This is a genomic window from Ruegeria sp. CG11, assembly GCF_056537245.1.
This window is the reverse complement of record NZ_JBQFRE010000001.1, coordinates 648,383-668,679: the sequence shown is the minus strand read 5'-3', so window position 1 is coordinate 668,679 and position 20,297 is coordinate 648,383. Positions and strand designations below refer to the sequence as shown.

The window sequence follows — 20,297 nt, the reverse complement described above, 5'->3', positions numbered from 1 at the left end:
TGGGCGCGGTGAAAAGGGTGATAGCAGCCGATGCGTCTGCCGGGTAAGCTGCCGCGAAAGAAACGATTCCGGGAGACCCCCATGTTGCGTATCGCCGTTGCGGCTGTTTTGCTGGCCACACCTCTGGCTGCTCAGGAAACCAAAGAACAAAGCTGCCAGTATCAGGCCGATGTCGTTGCGGCGATTCAGAAAGCGCGCTTGGACAAGGTAAAAGAGCGCGACGTGCCGCAGGCGGTGGCCGACACAGGTCCGACATGGCCCGAAAGCTACAACAATGCCATCCCGCTGATCACGCCTTGGGTCTACGAGCAAAAGATGCGTGACGTCCGTAAAAAGGATCTCGGCGCGGCGTGGCTGGAACTGTGCCTGCAGCAATAATCCACAGGCCCCGCATTTCCCTGTGGACAACCGCGCGCCATCCCCTTGGCGCGCGTTTTCATTTCTGGCAGGTTTGACGAATGTCTTTGCCCCCCGGATTTCTGGATGAACTGCGCACCCGGCTGAGCTTGTCTCAGGTTGTCGGGCGCAAAGTCATATGGGACCAGCGCAAGTCCAATCAGGGTAAGGGTGACATGTGGGCCCCGTGTCCGTTCCACCACGAAAAGACGGCGTCCTTCCATGTCGACGACCAAAAGGGGTTCTATTATTGCTTTGGCTGCCACGCCAAAGGCGACGCGATCAACTTCGTGAAAGAGACCGAGAACGTCTCATTCATCGAAGCGGTCGAGATTTTGGCGCGTGAGGCCGGGATGCCGATGCCCGCGCGTGATCCCAAAGCGCAAGAGAAACAGGACCGCCGGTCGCAATTGGCCGAAGTCATGGAGCAGGCGGTGCAGTTCTTCCGCCTGCAGCTCAAGACCGGGGCAGGGGGCGCCGCCCGCGACTACCTGAACCGCCGTGGATTAGACGCGCAGGCGCTGGAACGGTGGGAGATCGGATTTGCCCCGGACGGATGGCAGGCGCTGTGGGATCATCTGCGTGGCAAAAACGTGGCCGAGGACCTGATCCTCGGCGCGGGTTTGGCCAAACCGTCGAACAAGGGCAAAATGCCCTATGACACCTTCCGCAACCGGATCATGTTCCCGATCCGTGACCCACGCGGCCGCTGTATTGCCTTTGGCGGCCGGGCGATGGATCCGAATGACAACGCCAAATATCTGAACTCGCCCGAAACCGAGTTGTTCGACAAAGGCCGTAGTCTTTATAACCACGGCCCCGCAAGGCAGGCTGCGGGGAAGGGGCTGCCCTTGATCGTGGCCGAAGGGTATATGGACGTGATCGCGCTGGCCGAGGCTGGATTTGGTGCATCCGTCGCGCCCTTGGGCACGGCAATTACGGAACATCAACTGCAACTGCTGTGGCGTATCTCGGACGAGCCGATCATCGCGCTGGACGGCGACACGGCCGGTTTGCGGGCTGCCATGCGGGCCGTTGATCTGGCTTTGCCGCTGTTAGAGGCTGGGAAATCCCTACGCTTTGCGTTGATGCCAGAGGGCAAGGACCCGGATGATCTGTTGCGCGCCGAAGGCGCCGGGGCCGTGCAGGCCGTGCTGGATGGTGCCATCCCAATGGTCAAACTACTGTGGCAGCGCGAAACCGAAGGTAAAGTATTTGACAGTCCCGAACGCAAGGCGGCATTGGACAAGGTGCTGCGGGACAAGATCAAACTGATCCGCGATCCGTCGATCCGTTCGCATTATGGGCAAGAGATCAAGGACCTGCGCTGGCAGCTGTTCCGCCCGCAACGGCAGCCACAGAACCGTCCATGGCAACCACGTGGAAAATGGCAGCCCAAGCCAACTGCGACAGCGGGTGCGCGGGCCTCATTCCTGGCCTCGTCCGAGGGGGCGGAAATCCAGCTGCGTGAAGCGGCCATTCTGGCGATTGCTGCGCTGAACCCGGAGGTCGTGATCCAGTTCGAGCATCAGTTGGAAGAACTGGACTGCCTTGATCCCGACCATGCAGCCTTGCGCAATGCCATTCTGCGCCACGCAATTGATGATCCGGACAACCTGAAAGATCACATCGCTGAAACATTGGGGCCGGACGCCCTTGAAAACCTGCTGGCCCTTCGCCATGTCGCAGTAATCCCCTGTGTGTACAAACCAGGCGAGGTTGAAAAGGCCGAGATGACGCTGGCCGAGGAACTCGCAAAGATCAAAGCGCTCCGGGGGTTGGATGCTGAGATTGCCGAAGCGGAAGAGGAACTGTCCGATCTGGCCGATGAGGCGCTGACATATCGGCTGGCGCAGGCCGCCGAGGAGCGTAACCGCACGAGCCGTAGCCAGAACGAGGACAGGGCCGTTTTCGACATCGCCGACAACGGCGCGCGAATCAACCGCGACGAGAAAGACGCGTTCAAGGCAATCATGTCCGGGATCAATTTTGAACGGAAACGCCGCTAAAGTGGTGTTTTCGTAAGGCACTGGAAAAGAAAAACAGGTAAACGGGTGGCCGAATCACTTCTACGCGCTAATGATTCGGTACAAACGAATCACCCATCCCTGCAGGAGCATTGAATGGCCGCCAAAGACACGACCGAAGATCGCAAATCCGAAGAGCAGGAACAGGAAATCTCGCTGGACATGAGCCAGGCCCAGGTCAAGAAGATGATCGCCGAGGCCCGCGAGAAAGGCTACATCACCTACGACCAGCTCAATCAGGTTCTGCCGCCGGATCAGGTCAGCTCGGAACAGATCGAAGACGTTATGTCGATGCTGTCCGAGATGGGCATCAACATCATTGAAGATGAAGAGGCCGAAGAGGAAGAGAACAAAGGCTCGACCGAACTGACCACCACCGAAAGCAACCGTGAGGTTGCGCTGGCTGGGGCCGCCACCGAAAAGTTGGATCGCACCGACGATCCCGTCCGCATGTACCTGCGCGAGATGGGTTCGGTCGAACTGCTGAGCCGCGAGGGCGAGATTGCAATCGCCAAGCGGATCGAAGCAGGGCGCAACACGATGATCGCAGGGCTGTGCGAAAGCCCGCTGACCTTCCAGGCGATCACCATCTGGCACGACGAATTGTTGTCCGAAGACATTCTGCTGCGGGACGTCATCGATTTGGAGGCCACGTTCGGCAACCAGATGGACGAAGACGGCGATGTCGAAGAGCCGGTTGTAGACACCTCGAACGTGCAGGCGGCCAAGCCTGCCAAAGACACCGGCCCCGAGCTGGATGCCGACGGCAACCCGCTGAACAACGACGATGATGACGACGACGACGATCAGGCCAACATGTCGCTGGCAGCGATGGAAGCGGCCCTGAAGGATCAGGTTCTGACCACACTGGAGCGCATTTCGACCGACTTCTCGATGCTGTCGGAAATGCAGGACAGCCGGATCTCGGCCACCCTGAACGAAGATGGCTCGTTCAGCGAAAAGGACGAAGAGACCTATCAGAAACTGCGCGCCGAAATCGTTGAACTGGTGAATGGTCTGCACCTGCACAACAACCGGATCGAAGCTCTGATCGACCAGTTGTATGGCATCAACCGCCGTATCATGTCGCTGGACAGTGCGATGGTGAAACTGGCCGACCAGGCCCGTATCAATCGTCGTGAGTTCATCGACGCCTATCGCGGTCGCGAACTGGACCCGAACTGGCTGGCCGAAATGGCCGAAAAGCCGGGCCGGGGCTGGCAGATGTTTATCGAACGCTCGACCGCCAAGGTCGAGGAACTGCGCAACGACATGGCTCAGGTCGGTCAGTATGTCGGTCTGGACATCAGCGAATTCCGCCGCATCGTGCAGCAGGTTCAGAAGGGCGAGAAAGAAGCCCGTCAGGCCAAGAAGGAAATGGTCGAAGCCAACCTGCGTCTGGTGATCTCGATCGCCAAAAAGTACACGAACCGTGGCCTGCAATTCCTTGATCTTATTCAGGAAGGTAACATCGGCCTGATGAAGGCGGTGGACAAGTTCGAATACCGTCGCGGCTACAAGTTCTCGACCTATGCAACGTGGTGGATTCGTCAGGCGATCACGCGCTCGATCGCGGATCAGGCGCGCACGATCCGTATCCCGGTTCACATGATCGAGACGATCAACAAGCTGGTCCGGACCGGTCGTCAGATGCTGCACGAGATTGGTCGCGAACCGACGCCGGAAGAACTGGCCGAAAAGCTGCAGATGCCGCTTGAGAAGGTGCGCAAGGTGATGAAAATCGCCAAGGAGCCGATCAGCCTTGAGACGCCGATTGGCGACGAAGAAGACAGCCAGTTGGGCGATTTCATCGAGGACAAGAATGCCGTTCTGCCTCTGGACAGCGCCATTCAGGAGAACCTCAAGGAAACCACGACTAGGGTTCTGGCCTCGCTTACCCCGCGTGAGGAGCGGGTTCTGCGGATGCGGTTCGGCATCGGCATGAACACCGACCACACACTGGAAGAGGTGGGTCAGCAATTCAGCGTGACCCGCGAACGTATTCGTCAGATCGAGGCGAAGGCGCTGCGCAAGCTCAAGCACCCCAGCCGATCGCGAAAGCTGCGGTCTTTCCTAGATCAATAAAGTTAAAGGCGCCTCGGACGAGGCGCCTTTTTTTGTCAGCCTTTAGTCTTCACATTGATCGGTTCAATGATCAACTTGGCGGCAACTCACAAGCCTCACTTCCTGTGTGCCACTATATCCTTGTTGTCCACTCGCGGGACAGGCCGGGGCGAGGTGGCAACGCTGATGACCCTCGGCCACTCGTTTCAAAGACATTTCGGAAAATCCAGACGGCTGCGGAACGTGCTGGGCGCCTGACCGGTCCAGCGTTTGAAGGCAGTGGAAAACGCAGGCTGATCGGAATAGCCCAAGGAAAAGGCGATCTCGGACAGGGGCATTCCGTTGGTGATGAAGGTCTGCGCCAGATCGCAGCGCAGGTCATCGACGATATCGCGATAGCTGACCCCCTCATCCTTGAGACGCCGGGCAAAGGTGCGCGGACTCATCCCCAGATTTGCCGCGGCTTCGTCGGCGTTGATAACCGTTCCCGGCATGGACCGGGTGATAAGGCCCTCGACCTGCGCGCGCAGCTTTTGATCGGGCGAGCGCCGTTCGGCCAATACGCGCTCTCCGTATTCCAGAAGATGTGACCGAAGGTTTGGATCATAGGTCGGAACCGGTAAGTCCAGCGCGGACGGCGCAATGACGATTTCCAGCCGTTCAGCGCCGAATAAAACAGGGCACCCGGCAAGCTTTTGAAATTTTTTCTGGTTTGCACCTACTTCGTGCTGAAACCGGATTTCGATGGGAAAGAAATTTGTTTGTGTCAAAGCGCGCATACGGGACAGCCCAGCGAACATCAAAAACTCGGTTCGCCGATGGTATCGGGCGAAACCCGCGTCTTTCCAGTCGGCTTCGATCGAGGCGAAATTGCCAGCAAGCCGTAAGTTGAACATTAATGCCGGGTCGATGATCCTGTGAAAGCGCGACGTATTCTCCGTGACCTGTCGCAGATCGCGGGAGTATTTACTGATATAGGCGGTCAGACTTGAGGTGGACTTGAACTGCAGTCCGGTCTGAGCGGCAAACGTGATGTCCCCCAATGCGTCGCACGCATAGCGTACGAACAAGGCCTCTTGATGGGCGGTAAAGGTGGTCGCTGGCGGTGCGATGCTCGCCCGGGTCAGATTGCATTTTTCAAGGATACGGTCGGACATTTCGGTGCCATTCGTGCGCTGATCCAGCGCTCGGGTCAGCAACTGGATGCGGGCGATGTCAACTTCCATGGCATTATCCAACGTGTTTTCAATGTACTTGCAGCCAAAGCGGCAGGGTACGAAGCTCCTCTGCAAAGCAAATGTCCATTGTCCGGAATTCGAAAGGTTTTGGCGCCTGAACACAAGACCCGATGGCCGAGATTTTTTATGTTGCGCGCGTTGCCGGGTCGGCGCCTTGTCAGTGATTGGAGGCAGAGCCCTGGATGTCCCCCCACCGGTGGTTCCCCGGCACGTTTCCTATGCTGTGGTTGGTTGGATGTCCTCTTGTCGCATTGCCGGGTTGGGGCCGAAGTGAAAGGTTTGGGTCCAAGAACTATCGGATCCGAAAAACATGCCGAACCTTGTTTCCGCAGACTTCAAGGACATCCAGGATGCCATTGTATTTGATGGGGAATGCCTCCTGTGTTCGGGGTTCTTTCGCTTCATGCTGGAGCGGGACAAGGCGCGGTGCTTCAAATTTGCAACGGCGCAATCGCCTTTGGGACAACGGTTGTACAGCGAGCTTGGCCTGCCAACGCGGGATTTCGAAACCAATCTGGTTATCGTTAACGGCAAAGTGCATCAGCGTCTGGATGCTTTTGCCGCCGCGATGAAGGGTCTGCCCGGGGGCTGGCCAGTTCTGTCGCTGTGCAGGTTCCTGCCCGGTTGGATCAAGGACCCGTTCTACCACTCGATTGCGCGAAACAGATACAAGATCTTCGGGCGCAAGCGGACCTGTATGATCCCGGACGCTGCGCTACGTGCGCGGTTTCTGCCCGAGGGGTTCTGAGTGCAACCTGATCCCTTTTTGCAAGCCCTGTCTTCCGGGGCTGATGTGTCCGCCGCCGTTCGGCGCTTGCACGAGGCCACCGGTCTTTACGCCGGACGATGCAGTGTTGTTGGGGGCAGGGGGTGGCTGGTCGCATGGGCCTTGCGTCTTGGGCGTTTCCCACGAGACGCCGGTGACATCCCGGTGCAGATCAGGATCGACCGTAACGGACATGAGTGGCAATGGGTTCGGGATTTTGACGGTCACACCACGCGATCCCAACTGACGTTTGATCACGGAGCTGAATGTGTTCGTGAACAAATGGGTTGGTTGTCCATTTGGATGGTGCCCGAAATCTCTGATGGCCGTCTGCTGATCCATATCCGGCGTCTCAGTGTGATGGGGCTGCGCTGTCCTGCTTTTTTGCTTCCGTGCTCCTCAACCGTGGAATGGCAGGACGAAGCAGGGCATTTTTGTTTCGACGTGTCGGCTGATATGCCGGTGTTGGGTTTGTTGATCCGGTATCGCGGCTGGCTGGCGCCCGTTCACGATCTGCAACGCCCGGGCTGAATTCATCGTGAAGCGGCATTGTTTGAGAATAGAGTAAACTAGGTCCATACCTACCTCGAAACAGGAAAGAGTTTGGTTATGAAAAAGGTTTTGACTTACGCAGTGTTTGCGGCCCTTGTGCTGAGCACACCGGCCTCGGCGTCTAACGGTCGTTTCGGATTCCAGACGGTTGCGTTGAGCAATACGGAATTTGAAGTGATCCCAAGAGGGCGTACCGACGTGGACGGATATTGGTGTGCGGCGGCTGACTTTGCGCGCAGGACGTTGGGGGCGGGCTGGCAGCAGAGAATTTACGTCAAGCGCGGCTACGGCCCAAGCGAGGCGACAGGCCGCAGAACGGCGGTGCAATTCTCGCTCACGGCGCCAGAAGGGGCCCCGCAGCAGAGCAGTGGCGTTTTCTCGGCAGGGTTTCAGCCGGGTTTCAGCATGTCGGTTCAGGCAGCCAATGGCCGGTGCAGCACGCGCCCCTTCATTAATTGATGTAAGGCCGCCCGCTTGATGCAGACCGAGTTTACAATTTCAACGCAGGGTCCGGCGCTCTATGAGTTCACGTTGGACGTGCGGCGCTGGCTGAACTCGGTCGGGGGCGATGGGTTGCTGACTTTGTTCGTGCGGCATACGTCCTGTTCACTGGTCATCCAGGAAAACGCGGACGCCGAAGTGCAGACGGATTTGCGCGCCTTTTTTGATCGGCTGGTGCCACCGTCGGATCACCCGGCGATGGCGTATCTGCGGCACACCTATGAAGGCCCAGACGACATGCCCGCCCACATCAAGGCCGCGCTATTGCCGGTATCATTGTCGATTCCGGTTGCGTCCGGGCGACCGGTTCTGGGTACGTGGCAAGGCATCTATCTGTTCGAACACCGCATTGCGCCGCACCATCGAAAGGTCGCGGCGCATTTCGCGTAGATTCACGATATAGCGGTGAAAAATTCCGACTACCCAAATCCTAGCGGCTACCCTATAGTTGTGGATAAGTAAGCCGCATAGCTTACAAAAAGAGGCCGAACAAGGGACGAGGAGACGGCGGATGCGCTGCCCGTTTTGCGGAAATATCGACACTCAGGTCAAAGATTCACGCCCGGCAGAGGATCACGTCGCGATCCGCAGACGCCGGTTCTGTCCCGCTTGTGGGGGGCGGTTCACCACTTATGAACGCGTGCAGCTGCGCGATCTGGTGGTGATCAAAACCAATGGAAAACGGGAAGATTTCGACCGGGACAAGCTGGAGCGCTCGATCCGGATCTCGATGCAGAAGCGCCCGATTGAACCGGATCGGATCGACCAGATGATCTCTGGCATCGTGCGCCGTCTGGAAAGTATGGGCGAGACCGATATTCCCTCCAGCAAGATCGGCGAGATCGTCATGGAAGCTCTGGCGCGGATCGACACCGTGGCCTATGTTCGTTTTGCAAGTGTGTACAAGAATTTCCAGGCGGCCGATGATTTCGAGGAGTTTGTCCACGAACTGCGCCCGCCGCAGCCTTCGACGGACGAGTGAGCGAAACTGATAAGCGATATATGGCGCTGGCCTTGTCATTGGGTCAGCGCGGTCAGGGCACGTGTTGGCCCAACCCGGCTGTGGGCTGTGTTATTGTGCGCGACGGTCGGATCGTGGGGCGCGGCTGGACCCAGGCCGGAGGTCGTCCGCATGGCGAAACCCAGGCGCTGGCGCAGGCTGGTGAGGCGGCGCGTGGGGCAACCGCTTACGTCTCGCTGGAACCCTGTTCCCATCACGGTCAAACGCCCCCTTGTGCCGAGGCGCTGATCAAGGCCGGCGTGTCGCGGGTGGTTTCGGCGATTGAGGACAGCGATCCGCGTGTGGCAGGGCAAGGCTTTGCCATGCTGCGAGAGGCGGGGATCGAGGTCACCACCGGCGTTCTGGCCGAGCAGGCCGCGCGGGACCACGCCGGGTTCTTTCTGAAGACGGAACAGGGGCGGCCATTTGTGACGCTCAAGCTAGCCAGCAGTTTTGACGGGCGTATTGCCACGTCCAGCGGTCACAGCCAGTGGATCACCGGGCCAAAGGCACGGCGAGCGGTTCACGCTATGCGCGCACGCCATGATGCGGTGATGGTTGGCGCTGGGACGGCCCGGGCCGATGATCCGTCGCTGACGGTTCGTGACCTGGGGGGTGAGGTGCAGCCGGTACGGGTTGTCGTGTCACGCTATCTGGAAATCCCGCTGATGGGGCAATTGGCCCGTACGGCGTCGCAGATCCCGGTCTGGCTCTGCCATGGCCCGTCCCCCGATCCCGAGCGCGCCCGCGCATGGGAATGTTTGGGCGCACGTCTGATCCCCTGCGCCTTGCAAGAGCATCACATCGATGCCGCCGACCTGTTGCAGCAGCTGGGGCAGGCGGGATTGACGCGTGTGTTCTGCGAGGGCGGATCGGCTTTGGCAGCGTCCTTGCTGGCCGATGATCTAGTGGATGAGCTGGTGGGCTTCAGCGCGGGTCTGACGATCGGGGCCGAGGGGTTGTCGGCCATTGGATCGCTTGGGTTGGAAACACTGGATGCGGCGCCTCGGTTCGAGTTGATCGAAGCTCGTGCCGTAGGGCCGGACGTTCTGCATCGTTGGGCGCGGTCGCTGCGCTAGCGACGGCGCCACAGATGCGCGTGCGTGGCAAACGCGCCCTGCAACTTGGACAGCAAACGGAGACGCGCGCTCCCTTGGCGCTCCAATCCTTCAGCAAGGCGTTGCACCGCAACTTCGACAGGGCAGGGTTGTCCACTGGCCGGGTCCATATAGCGCGGATAATCGATCAGGGCCGCGTGTACCAATCCCAGCATCGAAGGTCGCGCCCCCCGCCGCACCGGAACCGTACCCAGATCTTGTGTCAGACCCCAGCCAGCATAGAAAGGCGCGCCAAGCGTGGTGACGCGGACCCCGCGCAACAGGGCTTCAAACCCAAGCAGAGAGGTCATGGTCCAGACCTCCTGCACCTGCGATAGCAGGGCGGTCGGATCGGTGTTGCTGGCGATCACGTCGGCAAGACTTTCGTCTTCTAACTCGCCTTCGCGCAGCCCGGCCTCGACATCGGGGTGCGGTTTATAGATCAGGATCGCGTTTGGGTTCGCTTCGCGGGTTGTGCGCAGCAGATCAGTGTTGGTGCGCACCGTGGTGGTGCCCAACAGGATCGAGGCATCGTCATGCACCTGTCCCGGCACCAGAATGCGGTGTCCTTGGGGCAGTTCGGGGACTGCGCCTCCGGTATTGTATTTGCTGAGCTGGCCCGCAAGGATTTGCGCCACCAGACGTTCGGCTCGCAGCTCCTGATCCGGGCGCAGGGTTTCGCGCATGGCGATCAGTTCTTCCAGCCTGCTGGGATGTGTCGGGTCGTAATAAATACCCAGATCATCAGTCGCCAGCGACAGGGGCGGCACCAGACTGGCGCCTAGCCCACGGGACCGCAGAAACCCGTCTTCGATCCGGGTCGCGTCTTCGGCACCACGGGCGTGGCTGGCCCAGACCATATGCGGGCGGTCAGATGCCTCCGGCGGTTCAGACGTGAAACGGATTTTCTTCTCACGCCCGAACATCTGTTGCAGGTGCTTGCGCTTCCACAGGCGCATACCCGATGCGGTCCATCCCTGGTGATCCTGCCGCCACGCGCGCGTTTGCGCCTCGAGAGTGTCCAGAACGGTTTCCAGCTCGCACAGCTGGTCTCTGAATGGGTCATACCAAGTGGGGTACAGGATCATTGCCGCCGCAAACAGCTGCGCTCGGGTCAGGTTGCGCTGGCGGCGAGGAAAGTGTTCCTCGTCCTGTGTCAGGCCCCACCCGGCATAAAATGGCTGGCCAAAGACACGTGGTTTGTGCCCGGCCATGATGGCCTCGAACCCAAACTGTGAGGACAGAGTGTAGACGCCCGTCGCACCTTCCAACAGGGTCCACGGGCTGATCGGCGTGTCGATGAACGAAACCCTGTCAGACACGTCTGGATCCGAGAAATACCCGCCTCGATACCCGGCGACGGTTTCCGGATGCGTTTTGATCAGAATGCGGGCGGCGGGGTTTTCCTCTTGCGCCATGACCAGCATCTCGCGGAACCGGGCATAGTCGCCCTTGCTGGCAACCACCGAGGCGTCGTCATGCGCCTGATCAACCACCAGAACATAACCTGGATCGGGGGGCGTTAGGGCAGGGTCAACCGCCGAATACTTGCTCAGATGCAATTCGCGCACTCGTTCGATGCCATATCTGGCCCGGTTCAGCAGCGCGGTGTCGTCCAGCGGATGCGTGGCCAGTAACGTCTCGAGATCGGAAGGCTGTGCCGGATCGAAGTGCACGCCGGACCGGTCGAGCAGGAGGCCCAACGGGGGCTCGCCAGCCCGTCCCGGATGCAAAGACCGTAGAAAGGCATCCTCGACCCGCAGGATGGGGGCGTCGCGTTGGGTGGCAATCTTCAAGCCGCGATGGGCCGTTGGACTGTTGCCCCAAACACCGACGACATCCCTTTCGCCGGGAAAACCCAGTCGGATGTCATAGCCAGAGAGGTTCAGGATACGCCGCACACGGCGCTGGGTCAGGAAGCCACCATTATAGACGTACAGCCGGGCGCGCTGAGTCCCGGCTGTTGCGTCGGTTTGCATCAGCCGCCCGTCAGTGTGGTGACATTTGCAAGCGGCGTCAGGCCGCCCGCGATCAGCGAGATCGACTTGCTCCACTGTGCATACGGCGCTTCGGTGACATAGATCGTGTCGTCGTCCCGAATGACAAAGTCCCGTGCGATGAACAGCCCGTTGGGCGCAGTGAGGTTCAACAGGTAGATCATGCGCTGATCGCCCTGCAAATCCTGACGGCCCATGACCGAGCGGGCGATGTCCTGCCGTTCCTTGCGCAGAATGAAGATACCGGTCGGGTCCGAGGACAACGATTGCAGCCCGCCAACCTGTGCCAGGGCCTCAAGCGCGGTCAGGTCCTGAGTATCAAATGCCACGCGGGACTGGCCGGTCGCGCCCAGAGCGATGTAGGACCGGCTATCCGCCTCGACCAGAATGCGGTCACCGCCGCGCAGTGCGACATCCAACTTGGGGTTGCGGAACAGGTCGTCATACCAGACAGTCCCGCGTTCGTTGCCTCGGATCAGCGTCACAAGCGCGATGTCCGAACCAACAGCGACACCTCCGGCTTGGGACAGCATTCCAAGCAAGGTTCTGCTGGGTCGTTCAATTGGATAAACGCCCGGCGCGCTGATCTCTCCGGACAGGGAAACGGTTGATCCGTTGCCGGCGGTGCGGCGCACTTCGACTTGTGGGTCGGGTGTCTGGTCCTGCAACTTGCTGGTGATCAACTGGCGCAGTTGTTCGGGCGTATTGCCGGCGGCCCGGATGCGTCCGGCATAAGGCACAAAGATGAAACCGTCGCTGTCCACCTGCACCGCTTCAAGCGAAGTGGCTGAACTGAGTTCGCCGGACAGCAGGCCATCATCGACATTTTCCCAAATCGTCAGGCCCAGAACGTCGCCAGCCCTTACCGTATCGGCGGTCAGGTTAGGCGTGGTGCTGAAGGCAGCTGAAAATCCGTATTTCGGGACGGCTGAAGTCGCCCGTGAAACCCGATCATCGACCTCGACCACAAAGGCATTGCCACCATTCGTCGTCGAACCCGACAGAATCTCGGTCTTGTTGGGCCCCGCTTTGGGAAGCTGGCACGCGGCCAACAGGCCAATTGCGGCCACAAGGGACATCCCCCGTATCCATCGGATTGGAAAGCGCTGCACTGCCGGGTATCCTCAGTCTTCTTTGTGTGGTCTTTTGTTTGGCGCAGGCTATCCGGTTCGCACGACAACTTCTAGCGCCAAGCAGTCTATTTCACTCAACCACCTTCAACTGTGGCGTCAGCGCCTCTTTGTGGGTCAGGACCGATTGATAGGGGTCCTTGGCGTCCAGTATCATGTCCGCCACGCCCCGCAGTAATTGCCGTCGACCGCGATGCGAATAGAAACCCCCGGGCAGTTGGCTGGTTTTCAGCAGAAACTGGCGATAGTTTTGATAGGCGGCCTGATCCGGGGGCATCGGGTCGGCAAAAAACGCGGCCAGCGGCTGGCGTGACACGAATTCGGGCTTGTCATAGACCGATCTTCCGAAAATGCGCAGTGGGATGCCCCGCCACAGAACCTGCTGCCCGGCGGTCGAGTTGATCGTGACGGCTGAATTGGCACCATCCAGCAGCTTTGCAAGTTTGCCGCCGGGCACATAATGTACACGATCCGTGATGCCATGCGCCTTTGCCATCTGACGCACGCGGCGGTGCAGGGGCTCGCGGTGGTTTTCAAGCGGGTGTTCCTTGACCACCAGCCGGTGATGCGCCGGGGCACCATCTGCGAAGTCCTGAAACACGTCCTCAAGAAAATCGGACATGCAGGAATAATCCGAATGCGCCTGAACCGAACTGTCATGTCCCAGCTGCAACAGGACCAGATGGTAGGGGTGACCGTTGCCCAGCACTCGCGCCGTTGCCCACCGACGCTGTATCCGGTGAAACGGCATCAGGGCCAGACGTTTGAAATACAGCCTGAACTCCTTTGAGACAGGCAGGTCCCGGTGCCGCCGAAAATTGCGGTAGCTCTGGTTCAGGAACAACACGAACCAATGATACAGTGCTCCGTAAAAGATATGTTGCCGCATATCCCCCCAATGTGACGGTGGTGGTGGGACCTGCAGAACCGACTGGTCCAATGCCCGCTGCATCTGCCCGACGTCCAGCGACATCAGGCGCGAGTTGCCGTTCGAGCCGAACCGCTCATACGTCACCCACCAAGGGCGCAAATAGCCTTCCTCGAAAACATGAACTGTAACGCCCTTGGCCTGGGCAATCTTCACGGCGCGGGCATGAACCGGGCGGGTATCGCCATAGAGGACGATATCCGTGACACCCCGGTCGTCGATGAGCTCTGACAGCCTGTCCGGCCAGCGCTCGGGCGCATCGCGAAAGGGGATGTAAGAGGACTTGTCGAACCAGAAGACCTGATCGCCCGCGTTGAAGCCGACGCGCCAAACCTCGGCCCCAGTGGAATGCAGCATCCGCCCGAGACCACTGAAAAACGGACCGTGCGGCCCCTGCAGAAACAGGAAGACACGGCGTTTCGGTACTGTTGTAGGGGGTGACATCAATGCTGCTCTGGCCGTTTGTTGATGAAATTATGCCTGTTCAGGGTTTTCGCGGCAAGGTGGGGCTTGCCCGCAAGGCTGGTTGGGCTTACCTCGGCGGGGAACATTGAACCAGGTCAGGAATAAGGGTTAGCGGAATGTTTACAGGGATCGTCACCGATGTGGGCACCGTCACCGAGCTGGATCAACAGGGCGATCTGCGGGCCCGGATCAAGACGGATTATGACACGGCGGGCATCGATATCGGTGCCTCGATCGCCAGCGATGGTGTCTGCCTGACCGTGATCGCGCTGGGCGATGACTGGTACGACGTTCAGATCAGCGCCGAGACGGTATCGAAAACCAATCTCGACAACTGGACTGTCGGCAAGCGCGTCAATCTGGAACGCGCCCTGAAGGTTGGTGATGAGCTGGGCGGGCATATCGTGTCGGGTCATGTGGACGGCGTGGCCGAAGTGGTCGCCGTGCAGGACGAAGGCGACAGCACGCGTGTTACCCTGCGCGCCCCTAAAGATTTGGCGCGCTTTGTCGCGCCAAAAGGGTCCGTCGCGCTGAACGGAACCTCGCTGACCGTCAATGATGTGGACGGGTGCGACTTTGGCATCAATTTCATCCCGCACACAAAAGAGGTGACAACTTGGGGTGATGTATCCATCGGCGACCGTGTGAACCTTGAGATCGACACACTGGCCCGCTATGTGGCCAGACTTGCTGACTGGAACCGGACGGAGCCTGAATAGAACGCTCTGGTCAAGACTTGGGCGAGATACCAGCAGATCAAGGCGACGAGGGTTCCGAGGTAGCCGTCAACCGCATAGTGCCATGCAAGGTGCACCGAACCGATTTGGATCACTACCGCGAATATGGTGAACGCCCAGCCAAGCCAGCGCGAGAAGCGGAACGCGTAGAGTGCCATGAGGACACTGCTTGCGACGTGCATGCTGGGCATCGCGGAAATGCCGCGGATTACGCCTTCGTTGTAGTAGTTGTTCAAGAGCATTTCGTGCACGTTGAGGGACCAGACAGGGCTGATCTCATTTAGCATTTCCAGATTGCGCAGTTGCTCTACATACGTGTCGCCAAACCCGAATTCTTGATAATAGACTGGACCAACTGAAGAAAACAGAGTTGCCAGAACATTGCCGCCTATGATGAATGTAAGAGCAAAGGCCACTAGGTAGACCATGCCTCTTTCGGGCTCACGCCGGTCATACGCCGCAACAAACGCCAGCACGTAGAGCAGTACAAACCAAATATGGTAGGCGGCGTTTATCACGGTTGTCACAAAGGGGTATCCGAATACGGGCCAAAGCAGCGTCCACACGTCGAACCCACCGTGCAGCATTCTATCCAGTTCCGCGAACATTGGATCCCATGAAAAGGGTGCAAAAACCGAGATCATGTTCTTGAGGCAGGAGAATGTGTTCGCAAGTACCGCGACAAAGACAAAGCACAATGTGCCATCAACAAGCCTCACGTATTTAAACAGGTATTTTCGGATATCAGAGATCATCCAGTGAATCGGCTTGTCGGGTTTTGCGCGAAATATGGCGTAGTAAAATCGCCACCCAATAAAAAAGGCGGCAAACACACTGGTGAATTTGAGGATCATCAACAGTATTGCGCCGAGACTTTCCAATAGCAGCGCCCAATATGGAATGCCGTTGAGCGAACTGATCACCGCGCCGGCGAACATGTGCAGCAGAACGATAGAAAGAAACAGGCGGTTGCGCCACAGCGCTGACCTGAGAGTGTGAATCGCGGCGTTGAGACCGGTAAAAATGGTCCCACGGTTTATGTATGCCATTCACTGAAATCCGTTTGACAAAATTCCCCGCAAAACTCCCGACTTATTTTGGCGCTGGGTGGACGGCATCTGGGCTTTTTTGTGGCCGTGTCGCGTTCAATGATCGTCGGTTAGTGTTATTGGTCTAGATGTGGGATCAAAAGTGTCTTGTCACAGATCCCAGAGGGCGCGTCGTCCGGCAGTGTGTCGCAGTCGTTTGCGGTCTGGCATTTACCCTCCGGTTGGTCTATCCACCCGTTCAAACTTGCTCTGCGAAAGGCTGTTTCATGAGCTTTGAAACCCCAGGACCCGTCGAAGCCCAGCTGCGCGACGCGATCAGCCCGATTGAAGACATCATCGAAGAGGCCCGCAAGGGTCGGATGTATATTCTGGTCGATCACGAGGATCGCGAGAACGAAGGTGATCTAGTGATTGCTGCCGAGTTTGCTGATGCTGAGGCGATCAACTTCATGGCAACCCACGGGCGCGGGCTGATCTGCTTGCCGATGACCGCCGAACGTGTGGATGCGCTGGGCCTGCCGATGATGGCCGTGAACAACTCGTCCCGCCATGAAACCGCATTCACCGTTTCGATCGAAGCCCGCGAGGGCGTATCGACCGGTATCTCCGCCGCCGACCGTGCCCTGACCGTAGCGACTGCGATCAACGAACAAAACACGATGGCGCATATCGCAACCCCCGGGCACATCTTCCCCCTGCGCGCCAAGCGGGGTGGGGTGCTGGTGCGTGCGGGCCATACCGAGGCCGCCGTGGATATCTCACGCCTGGCCGGGCTGAACCCCTCGGGCGTGATCTGTGAGATCATGAAGGCCGATGGCACCATGGCGCGTCTGCCCGATCTGGTCGAGTTCGCCAAAGAGCACGACATGAAGATCGGCACGATCAGCGACCTGATCACCTATCGGTCGCGCAACGACAATCTGGTGGTCGAAACCTCGCGCGAAACCGTGACGTCGGAATACGGTGGCGAGTGGGAGATGCGTCTGTTCACCGACCAGACCCACGGCATCGAACACGTCGTGATGATCAAGGGCGATATCACCACGCCCGAACCGGTCCTGACCCGCACCCACGCCTTGCACGAGGCGCCAGACATTCTGGGCCTTGGTCCCAAGTCGTCACGCGAATTGCCGCGCGCGATGGAAAAGATCGCCGAAGAAGGCCGTGGTGTCGTTTGCCTGTTCCGCCAGCCGCGCAACTCGCTGTATGCGGCCGAGGACGAAGGCCCCCGTACCATCAAACAAACCGGCCTCGGCGCACAGATCTTGTCCAAGATGGGTATTCAGGAACTGGTGCTGCTGACCGACTCACCGGAAACCGTATATCTGGGGCTCGACGCGTTTGGGCTGTCCATCGTTGGAACCCGCTCCATTCTCAAGGAAGACTGATCGTGGCTGAACAAGACAAACACGGCGTCCTGCCGACCCCGACTTTCGATAATCCGGTGAAACTGCTGCTGGTGGTGGCCCCATTCTACCGCGCCATCGCCGATAACATGGTCGCTGGAGCCAAGGCCGAGATAGAAGCCGCTGGCGGGACCTGCGATGTGGTCGAAGTCCCCGGCGCGCTGGAAATCCCCACCGCCATCGCCATGGCCGACCGCCAGTGTAACTACGACGGCTATGTCGCTCTGGGCTGCGTCATTCGCGGCGAAACCACGCACTATGAGACCGTCTGCAACGACTCCAGCCGTGCCATTCAGTTGATGGGCCTGCAGGGCCTGCTGATCGGCAACGGCATCCTGACCGTCGAGAATGACGATCAAGCCGAAGTCCGCGCAAATCCTGAAAAGATGAATAAAGGTGGCGGAGCAGCCGCTGCGGCCTTGCATCTGATCGCGCTCAGCCGTAAGTGGGGCGCTTCGAAAAAGGGCGTCGGCTTCAAGCCCCCGTCCGAGTCCATCCTTGTGGCGGGCGACAGCAACGGACCCACGACAGCATGACCCAGACAGACGCGCCGAAACCGGCCAACCAGAAACGCCTGATGAAATCCGCCGCACGCCTCTATGCCGTGCAGGCGCTGTTCCAGATGGAGCAGTCGGGCCAGACGACCGAACAGGTTGTGAACGAGTTTCTGGATCACCGGTTTGGCGCTGTCTATGAGGGCGAGGAAATGCTGGACGGCGATACCCGCGTCTTCCGCAAACTGGTAGAGGACGCCGTGAACTATCAGGCCCCGATCGACCAGATGACGGACCGCGCACTGGTGGCCAAATGGCCCATCGCGCGCATCGACCCGACCCTGCGTGCCACCTTCCGCGCGGCGGGGGCGGAACTGACCCAAAGCGACACGCCGCCCAAGGTGGTCATCACCGAATTCGTTGACGTAGCCCGCGCCTTTTTTCCCGAAGGCAAGGAACCGAAATTCGTCAACGCCGTCCTGGATCACATGGCGCGCGAAGCCCAGCCCGAGGCGTTCTGACGCCTTTACGCGAGACTTACATGCGCTAAACTGAATGTTATAGCGCAAGGAGAGTCACCATGCCCAAACTGATCCGGCTGTATATCACTCAGGTTGCCTGGGGGTTCGTGATTTCGGCGGTGTTTGTCGGTGTTCTTCTGGCCCTGAACGTCGCAAATCTGCGCCATCTGATCACAAGCTCGGAAATGGGCTTGATTGCGCTTGGTATGATCTGGTTCATGAACGGGATCGTCTTCGCAGGGGTGCAATTCGCCTATGCGATCATGAGCATGGCCGAGAAGCCGCAGGGGCCCCGCCGCGGAACGCCGGTGGCCGCCGAATTCGAGCCCGTGATGGTCAAGGCCGATAACAGTTGATACCTGAATCTGGGTTGGCGGGCTGACCTTTTCACAGCGATTGCGCGTAAACCGCTTGAATGTAGGAACATGTTGCCATCTGATGTCGGCCAAACACACCAACCGGCAGCGAAAGAGCATATCCTGTGAACACCAGAACTTACGAAGAGGTCATCGCCTCTCGGGCCTTTCGCGAGGATCTTGCAGACCTGAACCATGCCATTGCAGAGGGGTTGAAGCGGGCAGGTGAACCTGTCGCCATCAACGGGAATGTTTGCTACGGCCATATGCAGCCGGACTTTCATCTGAGCGATCTGGAACCCGGAATGGAACCCAAGCGGCGGGCACTGCATCTGTTGGCACAGGACAGTTCCTGTTTTGTCGAGGTCGGCGTCGCCGGGGGACATGCGGCCTTGCTGGCGTTGCACTCTAATCCTGAACTCAAGTTTATCGGGATTGATCTCGGGCAACGGCTCAGGGAGTCTTGGCCGCCGGTAGATATCTATGTTCCGATTGTCTTCAAATGGTTGGCGGACAAGTTTCCTGGACGGGTGAAACTGTACATGTCGGACGCCATTGACGGGTTACGTCAAGCGGCGGCAGAAAAACCCTTTGGCCCGATTGACCTGTTGCACCTGGATGCTTTGAAGAAAACCAGAATTGAAGAAGTCGAGGCAGTTTGGCCGGGATTGGCCGGACGCTGCTATCTGTTGCAGGGCGATAATAAGAACGGCCATGTTCAGGCCAGTTCCGAGAAAATGATCGCAGAGGGGCGGGCCCGTCGGGTCACTTCTTCGCAGTTTCAGGATATCCAAAGCGCCACCTACGATGTGTTGACGACCGGGCCGGATATAGTCGCGAGCAAGGCCAATTTCGAAAACTTGATGGGCCAACGGATATTGCTGTGTGTGTGCCATCAGGATGACGAGACGTTGTTTTGCGGCTCAACCCTGTCACGCCTGAAGGACAAGGCAGATGTGACGGTCGCCAGCTTCTTTCGACCGGCGCCCAACCGCCGTGATACAAACACGCGCGAGGCAGCCATGCAGCGCGTATGCGATGCGGTCGGGGCTCGCAGGATTCAGTTTCCCTTTGCCGTCGAGGAGGATCACAGGCGGTTACGGCGTTTTATCAAGATGCCGTCCGAGCCGGCGGACAATCCCCCTGAGTTGCTGCGCCCTTTGCACCGCCATCCTCTGTTCGACCTGCTGAGCGGATCGGCTTTTGCCCTGATGCAACAGATCAGGCCGTCGACCATCATCACCCATAATCACGTGGGAGAGTACGGTCACATCGAACATGTCCTGCTGCATCATGCGGTTCTGCAGGCGGCTCGGCGGTATCAGAACGCAAATGTCCTAAGCTTTGGTGTCGGGCTGCCTGAGGTGGATTTTGTTGTACCGTCTTGGCCCGAACAGAAGAACCAGTTGTTCGACGAATACATGCCGCAGTGGAAGGGTAGGAATCTGTATGATTTCGCTCTGTCGGACGAGGGGTTTGTCCAGCAGGACCTTTCGGTCGACGACTAGGGTGGTGTTGTGGCGGGACCACCAGTCAACCGTGCGGTGTGATTCCCGAGGACCTGTATGTACAG

General features: G+C 58.8%; 20 protein-coding genes. 15 read left to right on the top strand and 5 right to left on the bottom strand.

The annotated features are described in order from the left end of the window. The first annotated feature begins 81 nt into the window (after positions 1-81). From ACR0KW_RS03325 to rpoD, 3 genes are all read left to right on the top strand, one after another. Entirely contained in the window at positions 82-378 is a 297-nt protein-coding gene (locus ACR0KW_RS03325) for a hypothetical protein (RefSeq protein WP_480803724.1), read from the top strand. An 80-nt stretch (positions 379-458) separates the two neighbouring features. Beyond that, positions 459-2,405 carry a DNA primase gene (dnaG, locus tag ACR0KW_RS03320; protein ID WP_480803723.1) on the top strand — a complete coding sequence of 649 codons (1,947 nt, stop codon included), beginning with the start codon at positions 459-461 and terminating at the stop codon, positions 2,403-2,405. Positions 2,406-2,519: 114 nt separating this feature from the next. Next, positions 2,520-4,508 (top strand): RNA polymerase sigma factor RpoD, encoded by a 1,989-nt coding sequence (gene rpoD / locus ACR0KW_RS03315; RefSeq protein ID WP_480803722.1) that lies wholly within the window; start codon positions 2,520-2,522, stop codon positions 4,506-4,508. A 185-nt stretch (positions 4,509-4,693) separates the two neighbouring features. Here the strand turns inward: rpoD and ACR0KW_RS03310 are convergent, their stop codons facing one another. Next, positions 4,694-5,713 carry a helix-turn-helix domain-containing protein gene (locus ACR0KW_RS03310; protein ID WP_480803721.1) on the bottom strand — a complete coding sequence of 340 codons (1,020 nt, stop codon included), beginning with the start codon at positions 5,711-5,713 and terminating at the stop codon, positions 4,694-4,696. 322 nt (positions 5,714-6,035) lie between these two features. On the opposite strand from ACR0KW_RS03310, the gene ACR0KW_RS03305 reads away from it, so the two are divergent. The 6 genes from ACR0KW_RS03305 to ribD all read left to right on the top strand — a co-directional run bounded on the left by ACR0KW_RS03305 (position 6,036) and on the right by ribD (position 9,623). Next, positions 6,036-6,473 (top strand): thiol-disulfide oxidoreductase DCC family protein, encoded by a 438-nt coding sequence (locus ACR0KW_RS03305; RefSeq protein WP_480803720.1) that lies wholly within the window; start codon positions 6,036-6,038, stop codon positions 6,471-6,473. Beyond that, positions 6,474-7,022, top strand: a complete 549-nt coding sequence (locus ACR0KW_RS03300; protein WP_480803719.1) for a DUF4166 domain-containing protein — start codon at positions 6,474-6,476, stop codon at positions 7,020-7,022. 78 nt (positions 7,023-7,100) lie between these two features. Beyond that, a complete protein-coding gene (locus tag ACR0KW_RS03295; RefSeq protein WP_480803718.1) occupies positions 7,101-7,502 on the top strand; it encodes a hypothetical protein in 402 nt (133 codons plus the stop codon). A gap of 18 nt (positions 7,503-7,520) precedes the next feature. Further along, entirely contained in the window at positions 7,521-7,934 is a 414-nt protein-coding gene (locus tag ACR0KW_RS03290; RefSeq protein WP_480803717.1) for a secondary thiamine-phosphate synthase enzyme YjbQ, read from the top strand. 121 nt (positions 7,935-8,055) lie between these two features. Continuing rightward, the gene (gene nrdR / locus ACR0KW_RS03285; RefSeq protein ID WP_170324479.1) at positions 8,056-8,526 is read left to right on the top strand and encodes a transcriptional regulator NrdR; all 471 of its coding nucleotides are present in this window, start codon (positions 8,056-8,058) and stop codon (positions 8,524-8,526) included. Continuing rightward, complete coding sequence (ribD, locus tag ACR0KW_RS03280) at positions 8,523-9,623, top strand: bifunctional diaminohydroxyphosphoribosylaminopyrimidine deaminase/5-amino-6-(5-phosphoribosylamino)uracil reductase RibD (RefSeq protein WP_480803716.1); 1,101 nt, start codon at positions 8,523-8,525, stop codon at positions 9,621-9,623. The genes nrdR and ribD overlap by 4 nt, the downstream gene beginning before the upstream one ends. On the opposite strand, the gene ACR0KW_RS03275 is transcribed toward ribD, so the two are convergent. The 3 genes from ACR0KW_RS03275 to ACR0KW_RS03265 all read right to left on the bottom strand — a co-directional run bounded on the left by ACR0KW_RS03275 (position 9,620) and on the right by ACR0KW_RS03265 (position 14,140). Beyond that, positions 9,620-11,620 (bottom strand): capsular polysaccharide biosynthesis protein, encoded by a 2,001-nt coding sequence (locus tag ACR0KW_RS03275; protein ID WP_480803715.1) that lies wholly within the window; start codon positions 11,618-11,620, stop codon positions 9,620-9,622. The genes ribD and ACR0KW_RS03275 overlap by 4 nt on opposite strands. Continuing rightward, positions 11,620-12,717: a polysaccharide biosynthesis/export family protein gene (locus tag ACR0KW_RS03270; protein WP_480803714.1), complete on the bottom strand. Its 1,098-nt coding sequence runs from the start codon at positions 12,715-12,717 to the stop codon at positions 11,620-11,622. Before ACR0KW_RS03270 ends, ACR0KW_RS03275 begins: the two co-directional genes overlap by 1 nt. 124 nt (positions 12,718-12,841) lie before the next feature. Beyond that, positions 12,842-14,140, bottom strand: coding sequence for a capsule biosynthesis protein (locus ACR0KW_RS03265; protein WP_480803713.1), 1,299 nt, complete (start codon positions 14,138-14,140; stop codon positions 12,842-12,844). Between the two features lie 137 nt (positions 14,141-14,277). Here ACR0KW_RS03265 and ACR0KW_RS03260 point away from each other — a divergent pair, with 137 nt between their 5' ends. Then, entirely contained in the window at positions 14,278-14,880 is a 603-nt protein-coding gene (locus ACR0KW_RS03260) for a riboflavin synthase (protein WP_480803712.1), read from the top strand. On the opposite strand, the gene ACR0KW_RS03255 is transcribed toward ACR0KW_RS03260, so the two are convergent. After that, positions 14,835-15,947 carry a phosphatase PAP2 family protein gene (locus ACR0KW_RS03255; RefSeq protein ID WP_480803711.1) on the bottom strand — a complete coding sequence of 371 codons (1,113 nt, stop codon included), beginning with the start codon at positions 15,945-15,947 and terminating at the stop codon, positions 14,835-14,837. The two genes, ACR0KW_RS03260 and ACR0KW_RS03255, sit on opposite strands and share 46 nt — an antisense overlap. 266 nt (positions 15,948-16,213) lie before the next feature. On the opposite strand from ACR0KW_RS03255, the gene ribB reads away from it, so the two are divergent. The 5 genes from ribB (at position 16,214) to ACR0KW_RS03230 (ending at position 20,232) form a co-directional block, all read left to right on the top strand. Beyond that, the gene (ribB, locus tag ACR0KW_RS03250) at positions 16,214-17,335 is read left to right on the top strand and encodes a 3,4-dihydroxy-2-butanone-4-phosphate synthase (RefSeq protein WP_480803710.1); all 1,122 of its coding nucleotides are present in this window, start codon (positions 16,214-16,216) and stop codon (positions 17,333-17,335) included. A 2-nt stretch (positions 17,336-17,337) separates the two neighbouring features. Next, a complete protein-coding gene (locus tag ACR0KW_RS03245) occupies positions 17,338-17,889 on the top strand; it encodes a 6,7-dimethyl-8-ribityllumazine synthase (protein WP_480803709.1) in 552 nt (183 codons plus the stop codon). Continuing rightward, positions 17,886-18,368, top strand: coding sequence for a transcription antitermination factor NusB (gene nusB / locus ACR0KW_RS03240; protein ID WP_170324487.1), 483 nt, complete (start codon positions 17,886-17,888; stop codon positions 18,366-18,368). The genes ACR0KW_RS03245 and nusB overlap by 4 nt, the downstream gene beginning before the upstream one ends. 59 nt (positions 18,369-18,427) lie before the next feature. After that, positions 18,428-18,724, top strand: coding sequence for a hypothetical protein (locus ACR0KW_RS03235; protein ID WP_480803708.1), 297 nt, complete (start codon positions 18,428-18,430; stop codon positions 18,722-18,724). Positions 18,725-18,849: 125 nt separating this feature from the next. Then, the gene (locus tag ACR0KW_RS03230) at positions 18,850-20,232 is read left to right on the top strand and encodes a PIG-L deacetylase family protein (protein ID WP_480803707.1); all 1,383 of its coding nucleotides are present in this window, start codon (positions 18,850-18,852) and stop codon (positions 20,230-20,232) included. Positions 20,233-20,297: the final 65 nt, after the last annotated feature.

Coding starts and splice junctions, on each gene's coding strand:
- ACR0KW_RS03325 (WP_480803724.1), top strand. CDS start 82: ATGTTGCGTATCGCCGTTGCGGCTGTTTTGCTGGCCACACCTCTGGCT.
- dnaG (WP_480803723.1), top strand. CDS start 459: ATGTCTTTGCCCCCCGGATTTCTGGATGAACTGCGCACCCGGCTGAGC.
- rpoD (WP_480803722.1), top strand. CDS start 2,520: ATGGCCGCCAAAGACACGACCGAAGATCGCAAATCCGAAGAGCAGGAA.
- ACR0KW_RS03310 (WP_480803721.1), bottom strand. CDS start 5,713: ATGGAAGTTGACATCGCCCGCATCCAGTTGCTGACCCGAGCGCTGGAT.
- ACR0KW_RS03305 (WP_480803720.1), top strand. CDS start 6,036: ATGCCGAACCTTGTTTCCGCAGACTTCAAGGACATCCAGGATGCCATT.
- ACR0KW_RS03295 (WP_480803718.1), top strand. CDS start 7,101: ATGAAAAAGGTTTTGACTTACGCAGTGTTTGCGGCCCTTGTGCTGAGC.
- ACR0KW_RS03290 (WP_480803717.1), top strand. CDS start 7,521: ATGCAGACCGAGTTTACAATTTCAACGCAGGGTCCGGCGCTCTATGAG.
- nrdR (WP_170324479.1), top strand. CDS start 8,056: ATGCGCTGCCCGTTTTGCGGAAATATCGACACTCAGGTCAAAGATTCA.
- ACR0KW_RS03275 (WP_480803715.1), bottom strand. CDS start 11,620: ATGCAAACCGACGCAACAGCCGGGACTCAGCGCGCCCGGCTGTACGTC.
- ACR0KW_RS03270 (WP_480803714.1), bottom strand. CDS start 12,717: ATGTCCCTTGTGGCCGCAATTGGCCTGTTGGCCGCGTGCCAGCTTCCC.
- ACR0KW_RS03265 (WP_480803713.1), bottom strand. CDS start 14,140: ATGTCACCCCCTACAACAGTACCGAAACGCCGTGTCTTCCTGTTTCTG.
- ACR0KW_RS03260 (WP_480803712.1), top strand. CDS start 14,278: ATGTTTACAGGGATCGTCACCGATGTGGGCACCGTCACCGAGCTGGAT.
- ACR0KW_RS03255 (WP_480803711.1), bottom strand. CDS start 15,947: ATGGCATACATAAACCGTGGGACCATTTTTACCGGTCTCAACGCCGCG.
- ribB (WP_480803710.1), top strand. CDS start 16,214: ATGAGCTTTGAAACCCCAGGACCCGTCGAAGCCCAGCTGCGCGACGCG.
- nusB (WP_170324487.1), top strand. CDS start 17,886: ATGACCCAGACAGACGCGCCGAAACCGGCCAACCAGAAACGCCTGATG.
- ACR0KW_RS03235 (WP_480803708.1), top strand. CDS start 18,428: ATGCCCAAACTGATCCGGCTGTATATCACTCAGGTTGCCTGGGGGTTC.